This is a genomic window from Methyloceanibacter sp. (assembly GCF_051306395.1).
Taxonomy (GTDB): domain Bacteria; phylum Pseudomonadota; class Alphaproteobacteria; order Rhizobiales; family Methyloligellaceae; genus Methyloceanibacter.
The window spans coordinates 1-19,939 of sequence record NZ_JBPPND010000031.1 but is presented as its reverse complement, the minus strand read 5'-3'; the positions used below and the strand labels follow the sequence as shown (position 1 = coordinate 19,939).

Annotated in this window: 10 protein-coding genes; 2 read left to right on the top strand and 8 right to left on the bottom strand. The window is 62.4% G+C overall.

Annotated features, from left to right (window positions below; genetic code table 11):
* The 5 genes from ACSLE4_RS02680 to ACSLE4_RS02660 all read right to left on the bottom strand — a co-directional run.
* A partial coding sequence (locus tag ACSLE4_RS02680; RefSeq protein ID WP_435902948.1) for a GlgB N-terminal domain-containing protein occupies nucleotides 1-500 on the bottom strand: 500 nt, incomplete at its 3' end.
* Nucleotides 497-3,781 (bottom strand): maltose alpha-D-glucosyltransferase, encoded by a 3,285-nt coding sequence (gene treS, locus ACSLE4_RS02675; RefSeq protein ID WP_435902947.1) that lies wholly within the window; start codon nucleotides 3,779-3,781, stop codon nucleotides 497-499. The genes ACSLE4_RS02680 and treS, both read right to left, overlap by 4 nt.
* Nucleotides 3,782-3,802: 21 nt before the next feature.
* Nucleotides 3,803-6,646, bottom strand: a complete 2,844-nt coding sequence (locus ACSLE4_RS02670; RefSeq protein ID WP_435902946.1) for an alpha-1,4-glucan--maltose-1-phosphate maltosyltransferase — start codon at nucleotides 6,644-6,646, stop codon at nucleotides 3,803-3,805.
* 957 nt (nucleotides 6,647-7,603) lie between these two features.
* Entirely contained in the window at nucleotides 7,604-9,382 is a 1,779-nt protein-coding gene (locus ACSLE4_RS02665) for an SLC13 family permease (protein ID WP_435902945.1), read from the bottom strand.
* Between the two features lie 43 nt (nucleotides 9,383-9,425).
* Nucleotides 9,426-9,608, bottom strand: a complete 183-nt coding sequence (locus ACSLE4_RS02660; RefSeq protein WP_435902944.1) for a hypothetical protein — start codon at nucleotides 9,606-9,608, stop codon at nucleotides 9,426-9,428.
* Nucleotides 9,609-9,889: 281 nt separating this feature from the next.
* On the opposite strand from ACSLE4_RS02660, the gene ACSLE4_RS02655 reads away from it, so the two are divergent.
* Together ACSLE4_RS02655 and ACSLE4_RS02650 are read left to right on the top strand one after the other, a co-directional pair.
* Nucleotides 9,890-10,846, top strand: coding sequence for a PepSY-associated TM helix domain-containing protein (locus ACSLE4_RS02655; protein ID WP_435902949.1), 957 nt, complete (start codon nucleotides 9,890-9,892; stop codon nucleotides 10,844-10,846).
* A 297-nt stretch (nucleotides 10,847-11,143) separates the two neighbouring features.
* Entirely contained in the window at nucleotides 11,144-16,054 is a 4,911-nt protein-coding gene (locus ACSLE4_RS02650) for a hypothetical protein (protein WP_435902943.1), read from the top strand.
* A gap of 27 nt (nucleotides 16,055-16,081) precedes the next feature.
* Here ACSLE4_RS02650 and ACSLE4_RS02645 read toward each other — a convergent pair whose 3' ends face one another.
* The 3 genes from ACSLE4_RS02645 to gcvPB all read right to left on the bottom strand — a co-directional run.
* Complete coding sequence (locus ACSLE4_RS02645; RefSeq protein ID WP_435902942.1) at nucleotides 16,082-16,753, bottom strand: HAD-IB family phosphatase; 672 nt, start codon at nucleotides 16,751-16,753, stop codon at nucleotides 16,082-16,084.
* Complete coding sequence (serA, locus tag ACSLE4_RS02640; RefSeq protein WP_435902941.1) at nucleotides 16,750-18,342, bottom strand: phosphoglycerate dehydrogenase; 1,593 nt, start codon at nucleotides 18,340-18,342, stop codon at nucleotides 16,750-16,752. The genes ACSLE4_RS02645 and serA overlap by 4 nt, the downstream gene beginning before the upstream one ends.
* Before the next feature lie 49 nt (nucleotides 18,343-18,391).
* Nucleotides 18,392-19,939 (bottom strand): aminomethyl-transferring glycine dehydrogenase subunit GcvPB (gene gcvPB / locus ACSLE4_RS02635; protein ID WP_435902940.1); only part of this gene is annotated, 1,548 nt, incomplete at its 5' end.

The window sequence follows — 19,939 nt, the reverse complement described above, 5'->3', positions numbered from 1 at the left end:
TCCCAGTCGTTGAACGGCCCGACCACGCTGACGCGCGTGGCGTTCGGCGCCCAGACCGCGAAGCTGATGCCGTCCACGCCTTCATGCGTGATGGCATGGGCGCCCATCTTCTCGTAAAGGCGCAAATGATTACCCTCGGCGAAGAGATGGAGATCGAGCTCGCCGAGAATGGGTCCGAAGCGATACGGGTCGTCGATCTCGGCCGTCTCTCCGTCGCGGGCGACGCGCAAGCGGTAGCTCTGTGAAAATCCGTCCGGCACTTCCGCGCCGAACACACCCGTCTTGTTCAGCCGCTCGAGCGCGACCTCCTCTCCCGTCTCGGGGTCGAGGGCCGTGACGGACGCCGCACCCGGCAGGAAGACGCAGAGAGATGCACCGGCGCGGCCGCGATGCAGCCCGAGGATCGAGAACGGGTCGCCATGCTCGCCGCGCACGAGCGCGTCAAGGCTCGCGCGGCTCGGTATCCAATGATTTGCGCGTTTTTCGGCGGGGAGGGTCATGACTTGCTCCTGCGTTCATTCAGCAATCGTAGAGCTCCCTTTGCTGGAATGCTCACCCAGTTCGGCCGATTGCCTGCCTCGTAGCTCACTTCGTAGAGAACCTTTTCCAACAAGAACAACTCGAGCCGCGCCAACGTATCCTCGGTCGAGCTCGGCCAATGGTCGCATGCCGCAAGCGCTTCGGCGTACGTCTCGAGGAAAGCGGCTTGTGCGGCGTCGCGCCAGGTGAAGGCGATGCCTTCAACCGTCTCCCGGTGGCCCAGGCCACGCGCAAGGGAGCGCTGCAGGGCCGTCCCTGCCGCATAATCGAACGACCGCAACATGCCGGCAATATCGCGGACGGGGTCGGCCTTGGCGCGGCGTTCTTTCAGCGACCGCAAGGGCTCGCCTTCGAAATCGATGATGTAGACGTCATTTTGGGACACCAGAACCTGGCCCAGATGATAGTCGCCGTGATGGCGCATCTTAAAACCGGACGGACTCATCTTGCCGAACCGCTCGATGCGCTGTGTGACCTCGCGCTGGCGCTTGAGCAAGGCGTCGATGGCCCCGAGTGCCTCCTCGTCGTCCGTCACTTTGCGACGCACCTGCTTGAGTGCAGCGAACGCACGCTTAGACTGCCCAAGCACGTGCCGCGTCCACCGCCGCATGTCCGCCTCGGTGACCGGCTCCGCGCGGAAGGTTTTTTCACGCGTCTTGGTGGCGAAGGCACAATGCATCTCCGCGGTGCGCTGCGCCAGTGTGCGTACGAGATCGAGCAAAACGGGGTCCGGCAGTTCGGCGGCCTCGTCGTTCTCCAACATCGGCGACAGTTCCTGCTCTTCGAGATGACGGTCCAGCGCGTCTAGTAGAACGTCCCAGCCGTTGCCCTGATTGATGACGAATTTGAAAGCGACCGCGATGGCCGCAGCGTCACCTTCCTTGGGCCGATGCTCGATAGCGCCGAGGAAGGGCGGGGTATTGGCAAAGCCGGCCTCCGTCAGGAAGCGGCTGACTTCGATTTCGGGCTGGATGCCCGCCTGCAAACGGCGATAGACCTTCAGCACCACCTCATTGCCGAGCACGATGGAAACGTTGCTCTGCTCGGTAGTCGGACGGCGCGAGTCCTCGATATCGGGTAGTTCGAGTTCGCGAAGCCGCTCCGTCGCCTCGTAAATCACGCCCTCCCCGGCGTCTTCATCGGTCTTCGCCTCTTGAAGCCGCCACAACAAGGCGTGGGCGAACTCGGACTCCGCGGCCGCGTCGACGAGGGCGCCGACCTTCGCACCGCGTCTGATTTTTGCCAGGGTGTTCGCCAGTAGCGGCGAAGGCTTGAGGTAGGTCTCGTCCCAGGCAAGCGACAGCGGCAGGAAGTAGATTTGGCTCTCACCGCCGGCGAGCTTGATGTCGACCGCGGCGAGGAGATAGGAGCCGCCTTCCGTACCGGAAATCTCGCTCCACGGCGCCAGCGCGACGCTCTCGATAACCTTGTCCTTGGCCCCGAACCAACGCTGATTGGCGAGATAGGCGGGTAGCACTTTCCGTTGGAACTGGCGCGCCGGCACGCCTTCGCTGACCGTGCGCCAGCCATGGGTCAACACCAGCGTCATGAAGTCGGGCAGCGGCTCCGTCGCGGGTTGATGCCATGCCGGCGCTTCCGCCTCACCCGCCAGCACGAACCAGAAGAAGCCGTGGCCCGGTAACGTCAGCAAGTAAGGCAGATCACCGATCGGCGGAAAGGCGGCGCGGCCGCCCATCTCGATGGGCACACTGCCCTTGTAGGCGGCGAGATCGAACTCCACCGCCTGCGCGGCACGGGATAGGTTGAAAAGGCACAGGATCGTCTCGTCCTCGTACTCGCGGAGATAAGCGAGGATCTTACGGTTGCGGGGATAGAGGAACGTCATCGTTCCGCGGCCAAAGGCTTGCGCGGACTTCCGCACGGCAATCGTGCGACGCATCCAGTTCAGGATCGACGAGCCGTCCTTCTGCTCCCGCTCGACGTTGATCGCCTCGAAGCCGTAGATCGGATCCTGGATGGGCGGCAAATAGAGGTTTTGCGGGTCGGCCCGAGAGAAGCCGCCGTTGCGGTCGGCCGACCACTGCATGGGGGTGCGCACGCCGTCGCGGTCGCCGAGGAAATAATTGTCGCCCATGCCCAGCTCGTCGCCGTAATAGATGACCGGCGTCCCCGGCATGGACAGCAACAAGCCGTTCAGGAGTTCGATCTTTCGGCGATCGTTCTCGAGGAGCGGCGCAAGGCGCCGGCGAATGCCGAGATTGATGCGCGCGCGTCGGTCGTTCGCATAGGTTTCCCACAAATAGTCGCGCTCGGAGTCGGTCACCATCTCGAGGGTGAGCTCGTCGTGATTGCGCAAGAAGATCGCCCACTGGCAGTTTTCGGGGATATCGGGGGTTTGCGCGATGATGTCGGTGATCGGGTGACGATCCTCCTGCGCAAGCGCCATGTAGATGCGCGGCATCAGAGGAAAATGGAACGCCATGTGGCACTCGTCGCCCTCGCCGAAATAGGGACGCGTGTCTTCCGGCCACTGATTGGCCTCCGCAAGCAACATGCGATCGGGAAAGCGCTCGTCTACCTCTGTCCTGATCTTCTTCAGGACGTCGTGGGTCTCGGCCAAGTTCTCGTTGTTCGTGCCCTCACGCTCCACGAGGTAGGGCACGGCGTCGAGACGCAGGCCGTCCACGCCCGTCTCGAGCCAGAAGCGCATGACCTTGGTCACCTCTTCGAGCACGCGGGGATTGTCGAAGTTCAGGTCCGGCTGGTGCGAATAGAACCGGTGCCAGAAGAAGGACTCGGCTACCGGGTCCCACGTCCAGTTCGACGTCTCCGTGTCGAGGAAAATAATGCGCGTGCCGGAATATTTCTGGTCGGTGTCACTCCACACATAATAGTTGCGCCAAGCGGAGTCCGGCTTCGCGGTGCGGGCGCGCTGGAACCACGGGTGCTGGTCGGATGTGTGATTGATGACGAGTTCGGTGATGATGCGGATGTCGCGCCTATGTGCTTCGGCCACGAAGCGGCGAAACTCACGCATCGTCCCATAGGAGGGATTGATGGCCCGATAGTCGGCGATGTCGTAGCCGTCGTCCCGGAGCGGCGACGGATAGAACGGCAGCAGCCAAATCGTGTTGACACCAAGATCCTGGATGTAGTCCAGCCGGTTGATCAGACCGGTGAAGTCGCCAATGCCATCATTGTTGGCGTCCTGGAACGCCTTGATGTGCAATTGATAGACGATGGCGTCTTTGTACCAATGCGGATCTGACCGATCGATCATTACGACTTTCGGATCTTGAGTTTAGACAGCGCCAGGCGGCACCAAGCGCCAGATTGCGTAAGGCTGAATTGTCGGATCGAGCCAGACGTGCTGCACTTTGCCATTCCAGGTGAAGCGCTTGTCCTCGACGAGATCGACGGCCTCGATGGAGGCATTGTCCGGAAGACCGAACTCCCAGAGAGGCACCTCGAAATCGGCGCCCTGTGCGCTGTGGGGGTCAAGATTGACGGCGACGATCACCAGATTGTCGCGTTCAGCGCTCATCTTGTAGAAGGCGATTATGTTGTCGTTCCATGCATTCAAGAACGTCAGATTGGTAAAGTGCCAGAGCGCCGGATTGTTCCGACGGATTGCGTTCACCAAGCGAACGTCGTCCTTGATGTTGCCGGGACGATCCCAATCCCACGCCCTGATCTCGTATTTCTCCGAGTTCAAATACTCTTCCTTGCCCGGCATCGGCGTGGCTTCGCACAGTTCAAATCCGTTGTACACGCCGTAGAGCGGATCGAGCGTCGCGGCGAGTACCAGACGCGTCTTGAAGCCCGCGGGCCCGCTCGTCTGCAGGAACACGGGATTGATGTCCGGCGTGTTGACGAAGAAATTCGGGCGCATGTACTCGGCCGCCTCGGTCTTGGTCAGCTCCATCAGATAGTCGGTGATCTCGCCCTTGGTGTTTCGCCATGTGAAGTAGGAGTAGGACTGCGTGAAGCCCGCTTTGGCCAGGCGCTTCATCATCTTCGGCCGGGTAAAGGCTTCGGCCAAGAATATCGCCTCGGGGTGCTCCTTCTGGATGTCGCCGATCATCCACTCCCAGAACGGCACCGGCTTGGTGTGTGGATTGTCGACCCGGAAGATCGTGACGCCCTTCTCGATCCAGAAGCGCACCACGTCGCGCAAGGCCAGCCACAACGACGGCACTGCATCGCGATAGAAGTGGACATTGACGATGTCTTCGTACTTCTTCGGCGGGTTCTCGGCGAATTTTATGCTGCCGTCGGGGCGCCAATCAAACCACTCGGGATGCTCTTTGATCCAAGGATGGTCTGGAGAGCACTGGATGGCGAAGTCGATGGCGATTTCGAGCCCATGAGCGCGTGCGGCCTCGATCAGCCGGGCGAAGTCGTCGAAGTTGCCGAGCTCGCGATGAATGGCGTCATGGCCGCCGTCCTTCGCGCCGATGGCATAAGGGCTGCCCGGGTCGTCTGGCCGCGGCGTCAGGCTGTTGTTGCGGCCCTTGCGGTTGGTCTTGCCGATGGGATGGATCGGCGGAAAGTAGAGGACGTCGAAGCCAAGATCGCGGACGTAGGGCAGCCGCGCGATTACGTCATCGAAAGTGCCGTGGCGCAGCGGGTCGCCCGACTGCGAGCGGGGCATCAACTCGTACCAGGCCGCGCAAGCCGCGATTGGGCGATCCACGGTGACTTCGAGGTCACGCTCGTAGCGGGACAAATTCGTGCGCAGGCCGGCTCGCCGCATGAGATTCGCTATGTCGGCACTTTCCAGCAAACCGAGCAGACGGCCTTCGTCCTTGATCTTCGTTAACTCGCGCGCCAGCGATTTGAGCTCGTCGCCGACCTTCGCTTCGGCCGCTTTCGCCGCCCGCTTCACGAATTCGCATCCTTCGGCGAGCTCGAGCGTGATCGATTGGCCGGCGTCGTGCTTCTTCGCCACCTCCTGCCGCCAGGTGGCGAATAGATCGCGCCAGGCGAGTATCGTATAGGTCCAACGCCCGATCTTGGTGAGCGGGAAGCTGCCCGCCCAGCGATCATTGTCCACAAAGGTCATTGGTGTTTCGGACCACGCCTCCGCGTCAGGCGCTCTATGAAGAATAGCAGCGGCGATCACGTCATGGCCGTCGCAGAAGATGTCCGCTTGGACCTCGAACATATCGCCGGAAACGCGCTTCACCGGAAAACGTCCCCCGTCGAGCTCGGGCGCGACACCCTCGATCACGACACGGTTTGCCGCCAAGGCCTCGAGGCGCTTATTGGACTCCTTTGGCGAGAGCGGCTTGCTTTTCGGTTGAGGTGCCGTGGCCAGGAGCCGCGATTCGTAAGGAGCAAGATCATCAAAAGCCACGAGCTTCTTCTTGCCGGGCTCCACGAAGCGCGCCGTGCCGGCAGCGATGGCGAGTTCTGAGAGCGGCGGGACGGCGTGCTCATGTGCGCTGGAATTGACCACGAGGCAGGCGGCCTCGCCGGGCGCATATTCAGACCTGCGCACGATCACCGCCGGCAGTGTTCCCGGCGCCGAAGCAACCCGCAGCTCACCTTCGCCTTGCAGGACCGGCATTGTGGCTTTGAGGTTGTTGATGCGTCTAATTTCGTCGCTCAAATCAAACGGCGCCTGTTCTTGCACGAGATCCCAATCGGTTTCACGAGCCGTCGCTGCTTCGAAGCTCACATTGCTCGCGAACTCGTAGCCCATCGGACAGATGAGACCGGAGGAAGCCGTTGCCGCGACCAAGTAACGGCCGCGATAGATCGCCTCGTAATGGGCTGTATCGGCGTGGGTTAGCCGGTGTGCAAGCCGCATCCCATGCAGAGGCTCTGGGCTCGACAGCGTAGGCACCAGACCCCCGAGCTCCTGCTGCTGCCGCAGGAACCAGTTTTCGCGGAGATCCCACCACGCGGTGCTGTTGATGAGGTAGTCGAAACCGGCTTGCGCTAGGATCAAAACTTCTTCCCAGGGCCGGCCGAGAGTGTCCGCCACAAAAAGTGGCTTCGCCTTTCCCGCTCGAACTTCGGCGAGCATGGTCCGCCACTGGGTGGACCGCTCTGCGGCGGGCGAGACGAGAAAGCCCGAAGCGCCGGCCTTGGCCCAGGCTTTATAGTCCGCTGCTTCCCCGCTCGGCGCTTGGAGCATGATCTTGAGACCAGCTTGATGCGCCTCGTCGGCAAGCTTTGGGAAGGTTCTTGGCTCCCATTGGCCGGCGTGGGGGACGTAGCAGACCCAATCAAAGCCGAGTTCGGCGATGCGTGCGAAGTGTTTCGCGCACTGTTCGATTCCGCCTGTAAGCAGCGCATTGAGAATGTAGATGCGAGGGACTAGGGAACGGACGCAGTGCCCTTTTGTGTGGCCGGTCTTTTTCGTTTGGTCTGTTGCGAAATTCAAGGAGCACCAATCATTTGAGATCATTCAGACCGAGTCTAATGCGCCACTGGAGAAAAGACAAAGCCAGCGGCACCTCCCCTAGAATAAGGAATTTGCTGCCGTTCAGTTCCCCCGAAAGTTTCGAACTGGATACATCAGAGCTGCGGTTGCGGCCATTCATTGATAGACGAGGGCGGTCTCTGTTCTGAGCTCAAGTTCTCCGTTCACCGCCAATATTCCCTGGCCCCCGGGGGTAGGCGTCCGCTTCGCGCATCAAAGATTTGTGCTGACTTTCCAGCCCGATAAGCATCACGAACTCGCCGGCGGCCGGGCGAAATTAACGGAAGCTTAAGCGGCTTCGGCAGGCTCCTGTTAGCACTTCTTGGTGAATATCTAGGCAGTGCACAGGACGAATGGCTCGAGCTTGCGCGCGCTGCTGACCTGCAGCCTCCCAGCCCAGCCAAGGCTGGCGCCAGCCAGGTCACCTGCGGGGCGGTGCAAAAATCGCTTCGGCCCAATTTGGGCTCGCTGTCGTGATCGTCCGCGACAAAGCAGTTGGAAGTGCTCATCGCTGACCTCCTTGGAGCCCGAAATCGGGCTCTAGCACCGCCACAAGCCCGGGACCGAAGCCGGGCGCCAGGGGCGTGCTCAGAGGTCAGTCAGTCTGTCCGCCTCCACCACACATGCTTCGTATGCATGAGAAGTCCAGAGGAATTTCAGTCGCCTCGCCTACAGGGGCCAGACGAGCACGATCATTGGAACGGCAACGACCACAATGATGAGTTCAAGCGGCAAGCCCAAGCGCCAGTAATCGCCGAAGTGATAACCACCTGGCGCCATTATCAACGTGTTGGACTGATGCCCGATCGGCGTCAGGAAGGCGCAGGACGCGCCGACGGCGACCGCCATTAGGAACGGGTCGGGGCTTGCTTGCAGGTGTTCCGCCATCTGGAGTCCAATAGGCGCCATAAGGACGGCAGTAGCGTTGTTGTTGATGGCATCCGACAAGAACATGGTGCCGACCAGTAGTAGCATGACCATCCACACCGAGGCTAGATTGCTGCCAAGAGCTAGGATGCCCTCCGCGACCAAGGCGGCACCTCCAGTCGTCTCCAAGGCCGCCCCGACCGGTATCATCGCGCCGAGCAGGACGATGACAGGCCAGTCGACACTGTCGTAGATCTCGCCCGGACGCACGATACCGACAAGCACGACAGCCACGGCCGCCGTTACAAAGGCCAGTTGCACGGGTACAAGACCCGTCATGGTGGCCAGGATGGCGAGTGCGAGGATGCCTCCCGCAAGTAGCAACCGCCTGGGACGACCTATCTGCAAGCTGCGCTCGGCTAGGGGAAGACAGCCCAGTTCAGCAAGTGTCCTGTTCATGGTCTTCGTAGGACCCTGGAGGAGCAACACGTCTCCAGTCTGGAGGCGAATGTCGCCCAGACGCTTGTGGACCCGCTTGCCGTGGCGAGCAATTCCGAGCAAGTTGATTCCGTGGTCACGACGTAGGTTGAGTGATGTCGGCGTCTTCCCCTCAAGGGACGACCCGGGCTTGATGACAGCTTCTGCTAGCCCAACCTTTTCAGATCGCAGTTGTTCGGCAGTCAGGCCCTCGCTGCTGAGCAGTTTCAAGCCTCCCACGTCGACGAGTTCTTTGATGGCGGCGGGTTCGCCCTCAAGGATAAGTACGTGACGAGCATGAACTCGTTCCGTCGAGGCTGGTGCCATCTGACGTTTACTGCCGTGCACAAGCCCCACAATACGCACTTCCCCGTCGACCAGTTTCTCGATCTCCCGGAGACTCTTGCCCCAGGCTTCGCCGTCCTTCTCGACGCGAGCCTCGGCCAGATAGTCGCCGATGTTGAGCGCATCGTCGTTGGCACCGCGGCGGTCAGTCGGCAGCAGACGTGACCCCGCCAGCACGATGAACGCCAGCCCGGCAATCGCTACAGCCCCGCCGACCGGGGTAAAGTCGAACATTCCAAAGGGGGTACCCAATTCACGTTCGCGGAACGAGGCTATGATGAGGTTTGGAGGTGTCCCGATGAGTGTCACCATTCCTCCGAGCAGCGAGGCGAAAGCGAGAGGCATCAGTGAGCTCGCAGGTGCGTAACCGTCGCGATACGCATTGCGCAGCGCCACGGGAAGCATGAGCGCCAGGGCACCGACATTGTTCATGAAGCCAGAAAGGAGCGCGATCAGACCCGCTTGCGATCCCACCTGCAAAGTCTCGGAGCCGCGAAGGGGCGTCAGTAGGCGGATTATAACATCAACAATCCCGGCATTCTGGAGGGATCGGCTCAGAATAAGGACCGCTGCAACGGTTATGACAGCTGGGTGCGCAAAGCCCAAGAATGCCTGGTCAACCGGAACTAGGCCAGTGAGCACCACCGCGAGCAAGGCAAGCATCGCAACAACGTCATAACGAAAGGGTCCCCAGAGAAACAGCGCGAACGCCCCGAGAAGCGTCCCGAATGCTATCGCCTGATCCGAAGTAAGTGGCATGATCCCGGGCCCCCGTACTCGATTGCTAGCGCAGATGCGTTGCTCAGCCGAATTGACGGCTGAAAAAGCCGCCTCTGGCGTCGGCTGTTCCTATCATGTCTTCAAACTGTGACGTGGAGGATCGATGCCGACGATCAGCAAGATGTGCGTCCACCGGCTTGCCGGGCTGGGCGTAGATTGTCCGAAGCTCCTCTTCGGTCGTGATCGTGTCGGACGGATCAATCATGCAGACATACCCAATGCGAACGATGAATCTGTTTTAACAAACTTCTTCAGGAGTTCAGCATCGTTCCCAAACGCACCATGATGAATTTCATTCAATAAACTCTTTGAACCAAGGTTCAGTAGCGCTCTCAAGCGCAGATGAATCTGTTTCAACAATCTTCTTGAAGACAGTGCAGTCGCGTCTGTTTGAATAATCTTCTTGAAGAGAGTTCAGTACCGATCTGCTCGTCCTCCGGTCTAGGGTTTAGGAGAGGTTAATGATCCTCAACTCGAAACAATCTACTGCCGGGGGGCGACTGGCAGGATGCCGATCTGCACAACCGGCTCGGGGTCTGGGGACTGCCGTTTCATATTGCCGCCTCACTGACGGGAGCCTTGTTAGGCTTGTCGGTCCTGATCATCGGCGTGCTGGCGCTGGCTGCTTATGAGGGCGATTCCGAAAAGGCATTCGGCGAACTCATCGGTCCGCAAGCGGGCGAGGATATCGAGCCTGCGCCGCTGCCCGATCTCGCAGCCATGATCGCGCGCATACGAGCAGACCACTCAGACTCCATCTTCTCAAGCGCCCATGTCGAACATGCCGGAACCGCAGGACAGATGACCCATCTCTCGATGCGGACGCCGGGATATCTATCTTCTGCAAATCCCTATTATTTCGAGGGGTCCGGCAAGCTGGTGGGCGATGGCGGCCTCGAGTCGGGCTCTGTTGGCCAGCAGATTCTTGGCGCCCTTCAGCCCATCCATTTCGGCTGGTTCGGCGGCATGACCGTCAAGATCGTCTATGGTCTGCTCGGGCTGGCGCTGACGATTGTGACTCACACGGGGGTTACCATCTGGCTGCACCGACGGCGCGAGAAGGGCAGGCCCACGCCATTCTGGGAGCGCATCTGGGCCGCGCTGGCTTGGAGTCAGCCGTTCGCGCTGGCTGCCGCGGCGCTGGTCGCGCTAACGGCTTCGCCCGCTCTGATCCTGCCAAAGCTATCTCGTGTGCTTTGGGGCTGCGCTCGGGATCGGCTATTTCTCTCAGGACGAGACCGCGTGCGCCAGGATCTTGCATCTCTTATCCGGGCTCTCGTTATGTGCGGTTGCCGCGATGCATATCGCGATGTTCTGGGATCGGGGAATTGCGGATCCAATGGGCTGGATCATAGATGGGCTCCTCATCGGAGGCGGCTTCATCCTGATGGCCGATGTCCTGATCCAGATTGGCAAGAGCCATTTGTTCGGCAAGGCGGCTAAAATCCGTACGCGCTCCACTTCGTGAGCGCCCGAGGGCGGTCCCTCTTGTTGAGGGTTTCATCGGCATCGCAGTGAGGGTGTCGTGCCGGAAGCGGCACTGCGACCGACCACGTGTGAGGCGGCGACACCAACAGTCTGTTAAGTGTCAGTCAATGAAGCATGCTCAGAAGCGAAGTATCTGCTATCCTACTAACGTGGCATGCTCCCTGACTTCTGCTCCTGATAGGTGGGCTGCCGCGCGGGGCCTAGTAGTCGATGACTCGACTATCGATATGCTCGCGTGTTGCGTTCTTGTTGTTGATCACGGCTTTAGCCGCGTGGGAGAACGCACACGCCGAAGACGCCCTGCGACCCGGCGAGGCCTTTGTCACGCGCTTTTCCGGGACCGTGGACGAAGCCGGTCGCCCTGTCATTGATCCAGAGGGCACGGTCGGCAGCATTATCGGCCTCAGTAGCCTCGGTGCCGCCTCCCCTGGCGCACATTGGGCAAACGAGCCTCAGCGTTCGGCGATCATAGCCGGCCAAGCCGGACAAGTATTCGGCGTCGCGCTCGACGATGCCGATCCTCCGAATATCTACCTGACCGCGACGTCGGCCTTCGGCCTCCACCGCAACGCCGACGACACGGACTGGATGGCCGGCATGTGGGGACCCGATGGAGGTCCCGGCACGGTCTGGAAGCTCGACGCGGCCAGTAACTATCAGCCTGAAATCTTCGCCCAGATCGAACTCGACGGGCGCGCCAACACAGGCGCTGCGCTCGGCAACATCGCCTTCGACCGCTGGAACAAGCAGTTCTACGTGTCCGACCTCGAGACCGGCATGATCCACCGGCTCAGCCTGTCGGACGGCGCCGATCTCGGTCATTACGATCACGGTGTGGACGGGCGGTCTGCCTTCTTCGACGTGGAGAAGCGCGCCTTCAAGTTACTACCGTCGGTCCCCTTTGATCCTGCCTCGGGCGCGCGCATCGATGATTGCCCGAGCGGCGGCTTTGCGAGCACGCCGTCATGCTGGAACTACGCCGATTTCCGCCGCCGGGTCTGGGGCCTGAGCGTGCGCCGCGATCCCGCGACCGAGGAGGTGCGACTCCATTATGCGGTGTGGGGCAGCCAGGGGTTCGATAACGAAGACTATGCCGAGGCGAGCGACGACCAGCGCAATTCGGTCTGGTCGGTGCGCATCGAGGAGGATGGCGCGTTCAATTTGGCCAGCGTGCGCCGGGAATTCTTCCTGCCCGATTTCTTCCAGGCACCGGAAGCCATCGCCCGCGCCGGGCGCAGCCATCCGGTCGCCGACATCGCGTTTCCGGCTTTCGGCGACCAGGACGTGATGCTGCTCGCCGAGCGCGGGGGCGTGCGCAATCTCGGCCTCGGGGAAGAGAACGCTTTCGCCACTCCGAACGAGGCGCGCGTGCTGCGCTACGAGCTGACCGACAGCGGCTTCTGGCGCGGCGCCGGACGCTATGACGTCGGTTACGACGACCGAAAGGATGCAGGCCCGCCCTACCTGCGAGGCAGTGCCGCCGGCGGCGTCAGTTTCGGCATGGGCTATGACGATGCTTGGAACATCGATCCGGCTCTGCCGGACGGCTTCGTGTGGATGACGGGCGACGGCCTGTGCTCGCCTCAAGGGCCCTGTCTCGATCCCGACGGCGACGAGGCGACCGACTCCACGGAGGTGAACGGCCTGGAGGGACGCGCGGCGCGGCCCTATGAGGCGTTCGAGCCCATCACCGCCTTCGAGCCCTATCCGGACCAAGGTCCGGTCACGCCTCCTACCGGGCCCGAGCAGTCATTCATGATCGATGTCGGCGCCGGCGGCGACGGCAAGAGAGGCGCCACAGAGGTCGGCGATGTCGTCGTCTATCAGCCGGCCCCGCCTGAAGGCGTTCCCGGCGAACCGCCAGTTGAAGAGTTTCCCGTGGCCGAGCCCGGCGGATTTCCTCCGGGTGAAGACTTTCCGCCGGGTTGGCCGCCGGACCAGCCTTGGGAGCCCGGTTGGGACCCGGCACCCCCGCCGCCTGATGACGGCTGGCCGGTGCCACCGCCGCCGGTGCTGGAGACCGATCTCGGCATCGAGAAGGCCGGACCGGCCCAATGCCAGGAGGGCGTGAACTGCGCCTACACCGTCAAGATCACCAATTTCGGCGCGGTTCCCTATATCGGTCCCCTCGCGGTCAACGACACCATGCCGGTGGACGCGACCCTCGCGGCCGCCTCGCCGGGCTGGCATTGCGACGTCGCCGGCCAGGTCGTCAGCTGCGTCACGCTCGGCAACGCGCTTCTCAATGTCGGGACGTCCGCGACCTTGACGCTGATCATCCTGCTGCCGGCGGATGTCGCCGACGATCACGTCGAGAACTGCGCCGCCATCGACTGGTTCGAGATGGGCACCGACGACGGCCCCGGCGACACCAACGACCATACTTGCATCGAGACGCCCGTCGTCGAGGGCTTCGATCTCGGTCTGCAAAAGGTTGGGCCCGCGCAGTGCACCGAGAACGCCAATTGCCTGTTCGGAGTACAAATCACCAATCATGGGCCTGGGGAGTTCAATGGCGTCCTGGCCGTGCGCGATACGGTGCCGCCTGGCGCGTCCTTGACACTAAACTTTAGTTTCACCTGGAGCTGCACGCAGACGGATGGGGAGGTCGAATGTCTCAGTGAAGAAATCACCCTTCCCTTAGGCGCGAGTGAGCTGATTCTTCCGATGTTCAAGCTGCCCGATGGAATCGCCGGGGGCACCGTCGAGAACTGCGCGGCGATCGACTGGGCCAAAATGGGCGCTGATGATGGCGCCGCGGACGCCCATGTGGATGAGGACTGCCATACAGTGGACGTGCTCGACGGGACCGGCTTCTTCGATCTTTCTGTCAGCAAGCAAGGACCCGCCCATTGCGACGCGGGAGCGGATTGCGACTACGAGATCACCGTCACCAACAACGGCCCTGATGACTACATGGGCGAGATCATCGTACAGGACACGCCGCCCGCCGGCTCTGCCTTTGCCAGCGCTAGTCCAGGGTGGAATTGCGGTCTTCCCTCGATCACGTGCGCGCGTGCTGCGGGGCCGCATCTCTTGCATCCGGGCGACACGGAAAGCCTCACTTTGACAATCCAGCTGCCCCCAGCACCGCCGGATCCGGCGCTGAACTGTGTTGCGCTGTTTTGGGGCTTTGGCGGCATGCCGCCGGACGACAATATTCCGCCTCCCGGCATAGACCTGCCCGACGGGAGTTGCATACAGACGTGGATCGACACCGGATTCGATGTCGAGATCACGAAGGTCGGCCCGGCCGAATGCTACGAAGGGGGCATTTGCGAGTATGCGGTCAGCCTGACCAATCATGGGCCGCGTGCCGCGGAAGGCGTGTGGGTGTTTACCGACACGTTGCCCCCAGGAGCCACCCTCGAGGCGGCGTCGGACGGCTACATCTGTGAGCCGGGGGCGGCGGTCGACACGGTTAGATGCGCTCAACTTCTTTTTGGCTTCCCGTCAGGCGCGATCGAAACGATGACGCTTCAGGTGCGGCTGCCAGACCCTGTGGCGGGTGACACCGTCACCAACTGCGCCGACTTAAGTTGGGATCCGGTGCCGGTCGGCGTGCTGTCCTCGAGCTATACCGGCGACGACGATGCCGGCACCGACGGTCCGGCCTGTGTCGAGATACCGGTTCTCGCCGCCGACCTCGCGCCGTTCGGCGGCACCACCTGCAAGCTCGGCGAGACGTGCAACCTCGATGTCAGCATCGAGAACCGCGGCGGACGCCTGTTCAAGGGCAGCGCCGGTCTCAAGGGCACGCTCGACCCGGCCGTGTCCATCGAAAGCATCAAGGGACTGACCTCGGATCTCGCCTGCGAAGTGACCGGCGCGGGCACCTATGAATGCCAAGCGGACGAGTTCAGCCTCAAGCCGGGCGACGCAGCCAAGCTGGAGCTCTCGATTGCGATCCCCGCGGACTTCCCACACAAGCGCATCGTCCACCGCAAGGAAATGCAGTGGCCCGATACGGGCGTGAAGGACCGCAAGCCGGAGAACGACCGTCACACCAGCACGATCACGATTCTGCAGCCGGAGGAGCCGCCTCCGCAATGCGATGCGGGCTGGTCCGAGGTCAGCCCCAATAAGGCCGAGGATCTGCAGGAAGCGGGCTGGGAGATCGACGAGGTCACGGGCGGCGGTAAGACGCTCCTCTGCGCCAAGCCGCCCCCGCCGCTGACCTGCATCGGCGGCGACGTCTATCAAGGGAAATGCGTCTGCCCCAAGGAGTACGAGGGCGAGCAGACCGGGCCTAACGCCTACCGCTGCAACGCACCGCCGCAGCCACCGCAGCCACCACCACCACCGCCGCTCACCTGCGAAGGGGGCACCGTCAAGAACGGCGTTTGCTACTGCCCCAAGGGCTATGAGCGCAAGAAGGTCGGCGACTACGCCTACCGTTGTGTGAAGCTCCCGCCGCCGATCACGTGCGAAGGCGGCGCCGTCAAGAACGGCGAGTGCTACTGCCCCAAGGGCTATGAGCGCAAGAAGGTCGGCGACTACGCCTACCGTTGTGTGAAGCTCCCGCCGCCGATCACGTGCGAAGGCGGTTCGGTCAAGAACGGCGTTTGCTACTGCCCGAAGGGCAGCGAACGCAAGCAGACGGGTAAGTTCGCATATGTCTGCGAGACACTGCCGCCGCCAATCGTCTGCAAGGGCGGCTCGGTCAAGAACGGCGTTTGCTACTGCCCCAAGGGCACCGAACGCAAGCAGACGGGCAAATACGCGTATGTCTGCGAGACGCTGCCACCGCCTATCACCTGCAAGGGCGGCTCGGTCAAGAACGGCGTTTGCTACTGCCCGAAGGGCAGCGAACGCAAGCAGACGGGTAAGTTCGCGTATGTCTGCGAGGCGCTGCCGCCGCCGATCGTCTGCAAGGGCGGTTCGGTCAAGAACGGCGTTTGCTACTGCCCGAAGGGCAGCGAACGCAAGCAGACCGGCACGTACGCATACACCTGCGTAAAACCGCCGCCTACGATCACCTGCGTGGGGGGCAAGGTCTCTCGCGGCCAGTGCTTCTGCCCGAAGGGCACCGAGCGCAAGCAGACCGGCAAGAATGCCTACGCTTGCGAGAAGCCGCCGCCGCCGCAGTCCGGGCCGTCGACGATCAAGCCAGAACTGAAGATCGACCCGAATCTCCTGAAGAAGATCCCGCGTCTGCAGTAGTCGCACGTTTCCAGAAGTTCCTGACGACTAACACTCCCCCGCGCCCAAGAGCGGGCCGAGAACCATCGTGAGGTCGGGGCCGGCAATAAAGATGTCGGCATCCCTTACCAGAGCGTCTCGCCGACTGACGCCGCCAAATCCGACAACGAACACGCCGCATGCCTGCGCTGCGAGATCGGTGGCGCCGTCGCCGACCAGGGCGATCGAGGCGTTGCGTCCCGCCAACGAGCGGCACACAATCGCCTTGCCGTCCGGGTGCGACAGCGGCGACCCATGGTCGAAATCGCGGTAAGTCCCATTGCCCTCGAAGAAAACATCGACGGCGTGGACATAGGACGCGGGAACCGCAAGTTCGCAGGCCAGGGGTTCTAGGGCCGGTCGCAGGCCCCCGCTGACGATGTGCACGGATGTGCCCGCGCGGGTTAGCGCGGTGATCGTCTCACGTGCTCCCGGAACCATTTCCTCGACATAGCGTCGGGCCAACCAATCGATTGAAGCACGGTCCGGCCGAATCATCGAGAGCCGCTCCGCATAGACGGCATCGAGCGGGATCGTCCCCGCCATGGCAGCGGCGGTGAGCGGCGCGACGTCCTGCTCGAGGCCTGCGCGCAGGGCGAGCTCGTCGATCCCCTCGATGCGGCTCAAGGTGCTGTCGCAATCGAAGCAGACGATGTCGAACCGGCGCCTCGTCCGCGTCACAGCTCGAATTCCACGGCCTGCTTGATCGGCGGCAAGGCTCTGATTTCGGTCAGCGCGCTCGCCGATAGCGGAGCGGACGTACTGATCAAGGCGATCGCCGTCTTGGAGGAGTCGCCGACGCCGACATGCATGCGGGAGATGTTGATGTTCTCCCGGCCGAGAATTTCCCCGAGAGCGCCGACGACACCGGGCTGATCGTGGTGCCGCGTAAATAGAAAATGCCCTTCCGGCACCGCCTCCACGTCATAGTCGTCGATGCGCACCAGCCGGGCATGGCGCTCGCCCAGCAGAGTGCCGGCGACAGTCGTATTCTTGTCGCCGGAAATCGCACAGATCTCAACCAGAGAGACGAAATCTCGCGCGTTCTCCGTTCGCGACTCCCTGACCTCGATGCCCTGCAATTTTGCGAGGTGGCCGGCGTTGACACGATTCACGCGGCCGGTCATGCGCCGGCTCAAGAGCCCGACCAAGGCCTCTGCCGTGATCGGCCGCGAATCCAACTCGGCGACGCGGCCGAACAGCCGCACCACGAGCTCCGTTATAGGGCCCTCGTAGAGTGAGCCCACGAGGCGGCCGAGGGCATGGGCGAGCTGCTGGTAAGGGATCGTCCGCGCGAGCTGCTCCGAAGTGACGCGTGGAAGATTGACCGCCGTTTCCGCGGCGCCCGTCGCCAGGAACCTGACCACATCCTGGGCGACCCTGAGGCTGACGGCCCGTTGCGCCTCCTCGGTAGAGGCACCGAGATGGGGCGTCAGAACGACGTTGTCGAGCGCAAGCAGCGGGGAGCCGGCTGGAGGTTCCGTCGCATAGACGTCAAGAGCCGCTCCAGCGACGTGCCCGCTCTTAAGCGCATCGACCAGAGCCGCTTCGTCGATGAGTCCACCCCTGGCACAATTGATGATCCGGACGCCCGGTTTCATCATCGCCAACCGGCTCGCGTTGATCACGTTGCGCGTCTTGTCCGTCAGCGGACAGTGAAGGGTGATGTAGTCGGAGCTGGCGAGGAGCGCGTCGAGCTCGGCCGGCTCAGCCGCCGATTGCTCCATGATCTCCGGCGCCACGAACGGGTCATATGCCAGCACCCGCATCTTGAGCCCCGCACAGCGCCGGGCCACCAAGCGTCCGATCGTTCCGAAGCCGATAATGCCGATCGTCTTTCCGGCAAGCTCCACACCAGAGAAGCGCGCCGGCTGCCACTCGCCCTGGCGGACCGAACGGTCGGCCTGAGGCAGATGGCGGCTCAAAGAGAGCAGATGTGCAAGCGTGAGCTCGGCGGTCGTGGTCGCGTTGGCGTCGGGCGTGTTGAACACCACGATGCCACGCTCCGTCGCCGCGGCCACGTCGATATTGTCGACGCCGATGCCGGCTCTGCCGATTGCCCGGAGTCGCGTGGCGGCGGCGATCACCGGTCTCGTGACGCGGGTCTTGGAGCGCACGATGAGAGCATCGTAATCCGGAATGCGCGCGGTCAGCGCCGCCTCATCGAGTCCGCCTTCCACATCGACGCGGAATCTGGCATCTGCCGCGAGCAGCGCGCGGCCGTCGGCATGGATCGGGTCGGCAATCAGGACGCTATAGAGGTCATTCATTTGGCTACCGTTGCATTGAAGATCAAAAACAAAGCTCTCGCCATGGCGGTCAAGTGCCGGAAGCCAGCACGTCCGCTTCCGCCGGCTCCTGGGCTTTGACGTACGATTCAAGAGGTGGACACGAGCACACGAGGTTGCGGTCGCCGTAGACATTGTCGACCCGGTTCACCGGGGGCCAGTATTTGTCGACGCGGAACGCTCCCGCCGGGAAACAGGCGCGCTCCCTGGAATACGGCCGGTGCCACTCGCCGATAAGGTCCTCGACGGTGTGAGGCGCATTCTTCAAGGCGTTGTTGGTGCGATGGGATTGGCCTTGCTCGATGGCCCGGGCCTCCTCGCGTATAGCCAGCATGGCGTCGCAGAAGCGGTCCAACTCTCCCTTGGTCTCCGATTCCGTCGGCTCGATCATGAGCGTGCCCGGTACCGGCCAACTCATGGTCGGGGGATGGAAGCCGCAATCGATAAGCCGCTTGGAAATGTCATCGACCGTCACGCCGGCGCTCGCGTTGAGGGGCCGCGTATCAATAATGCACTCGTGCGCCACCCGTCCGTCGCGTCCGGTGTAGAGGACATCATACGCACCGGCCAGTCGCTGAGCGATGTAGTTCGCGCTCAAGATCGCGACGCGAGTAGCCTGCGTGAGGCCGGCCCCGCCCATCATCAGGATGTAGCTCCACGGGATTGCCAGGATGCACGCGGAGCCAAACGGCGCCGCCGACACTGTCATGGCGTTGTGGCCGGTCTCGGGGTGGCCGGGGAGGAAGGGGGCCAAGTGCGCCTTGACGCCGATCGGCCCCATGCCGGGTCCGCCGCCGCCATGGGGAATGCAGAAGGTCTTATGCAGGTTCAGGTGGCCGACATCCGCGCCGAGGTCGCCTGACCGCGCAAGGCCGACCAAAGCGTTCATGTTGGCGCCGTCGAGATAGACCTGCCCGCCATTCGCATGCGTAAGGTCGCAGATCTCGCGCACCGTTTCTTCGAACACCCCGTGCGTCGAAGGATAGGTAATCATCGCCGCCGCCAGGTTCGCGGCGTTCGCCTCGGCCTTGGCGCGGAAATCTTGAATATCGATATTGCCGTGTGCGTCGGTCCCCACGACCAAAACCTTGAAGCCGCACATAGTGGCCGATGCGGGATTGGTGCCGTGCGCCGAGGCTGGGATCAGGCAGACGTTGCGATAGGGCTCTCCGCGGCTCTTGTGGTAAGCGCGGATGGTAAGGAGCCCGGCAAGCTCCCCTTGCGCACCGGAATTGGGCTGCATCGAGAAGGCGTCGTAACCCGTGATCTCGCAGAGCTTCTTCGAAAGGTCCTCGATCATCTCCGCATAGCCCAGCGCCTGATCGGCCGGCGCGAAGGGGTGAATCTCCGCAAATTCGGGCCAGGTGATCGGCAGCATCTCAGCCGTGGCGTTGAGCTTCATGGTGCATGAGCCCAGCGGGATCATGGCGCGGTCGAGCGCGAGATCACGGTCGGCGAGGCGGCGCATGTAGCGCGTCATCTCGCTTTCCGCCCGGTTCATTTGGAAGACGGGATGGCTGAGATAGGTGGACGTGCGGATCAAGGCTGCGGGCAGCCGGTACGCCGGATATTCGTCGCG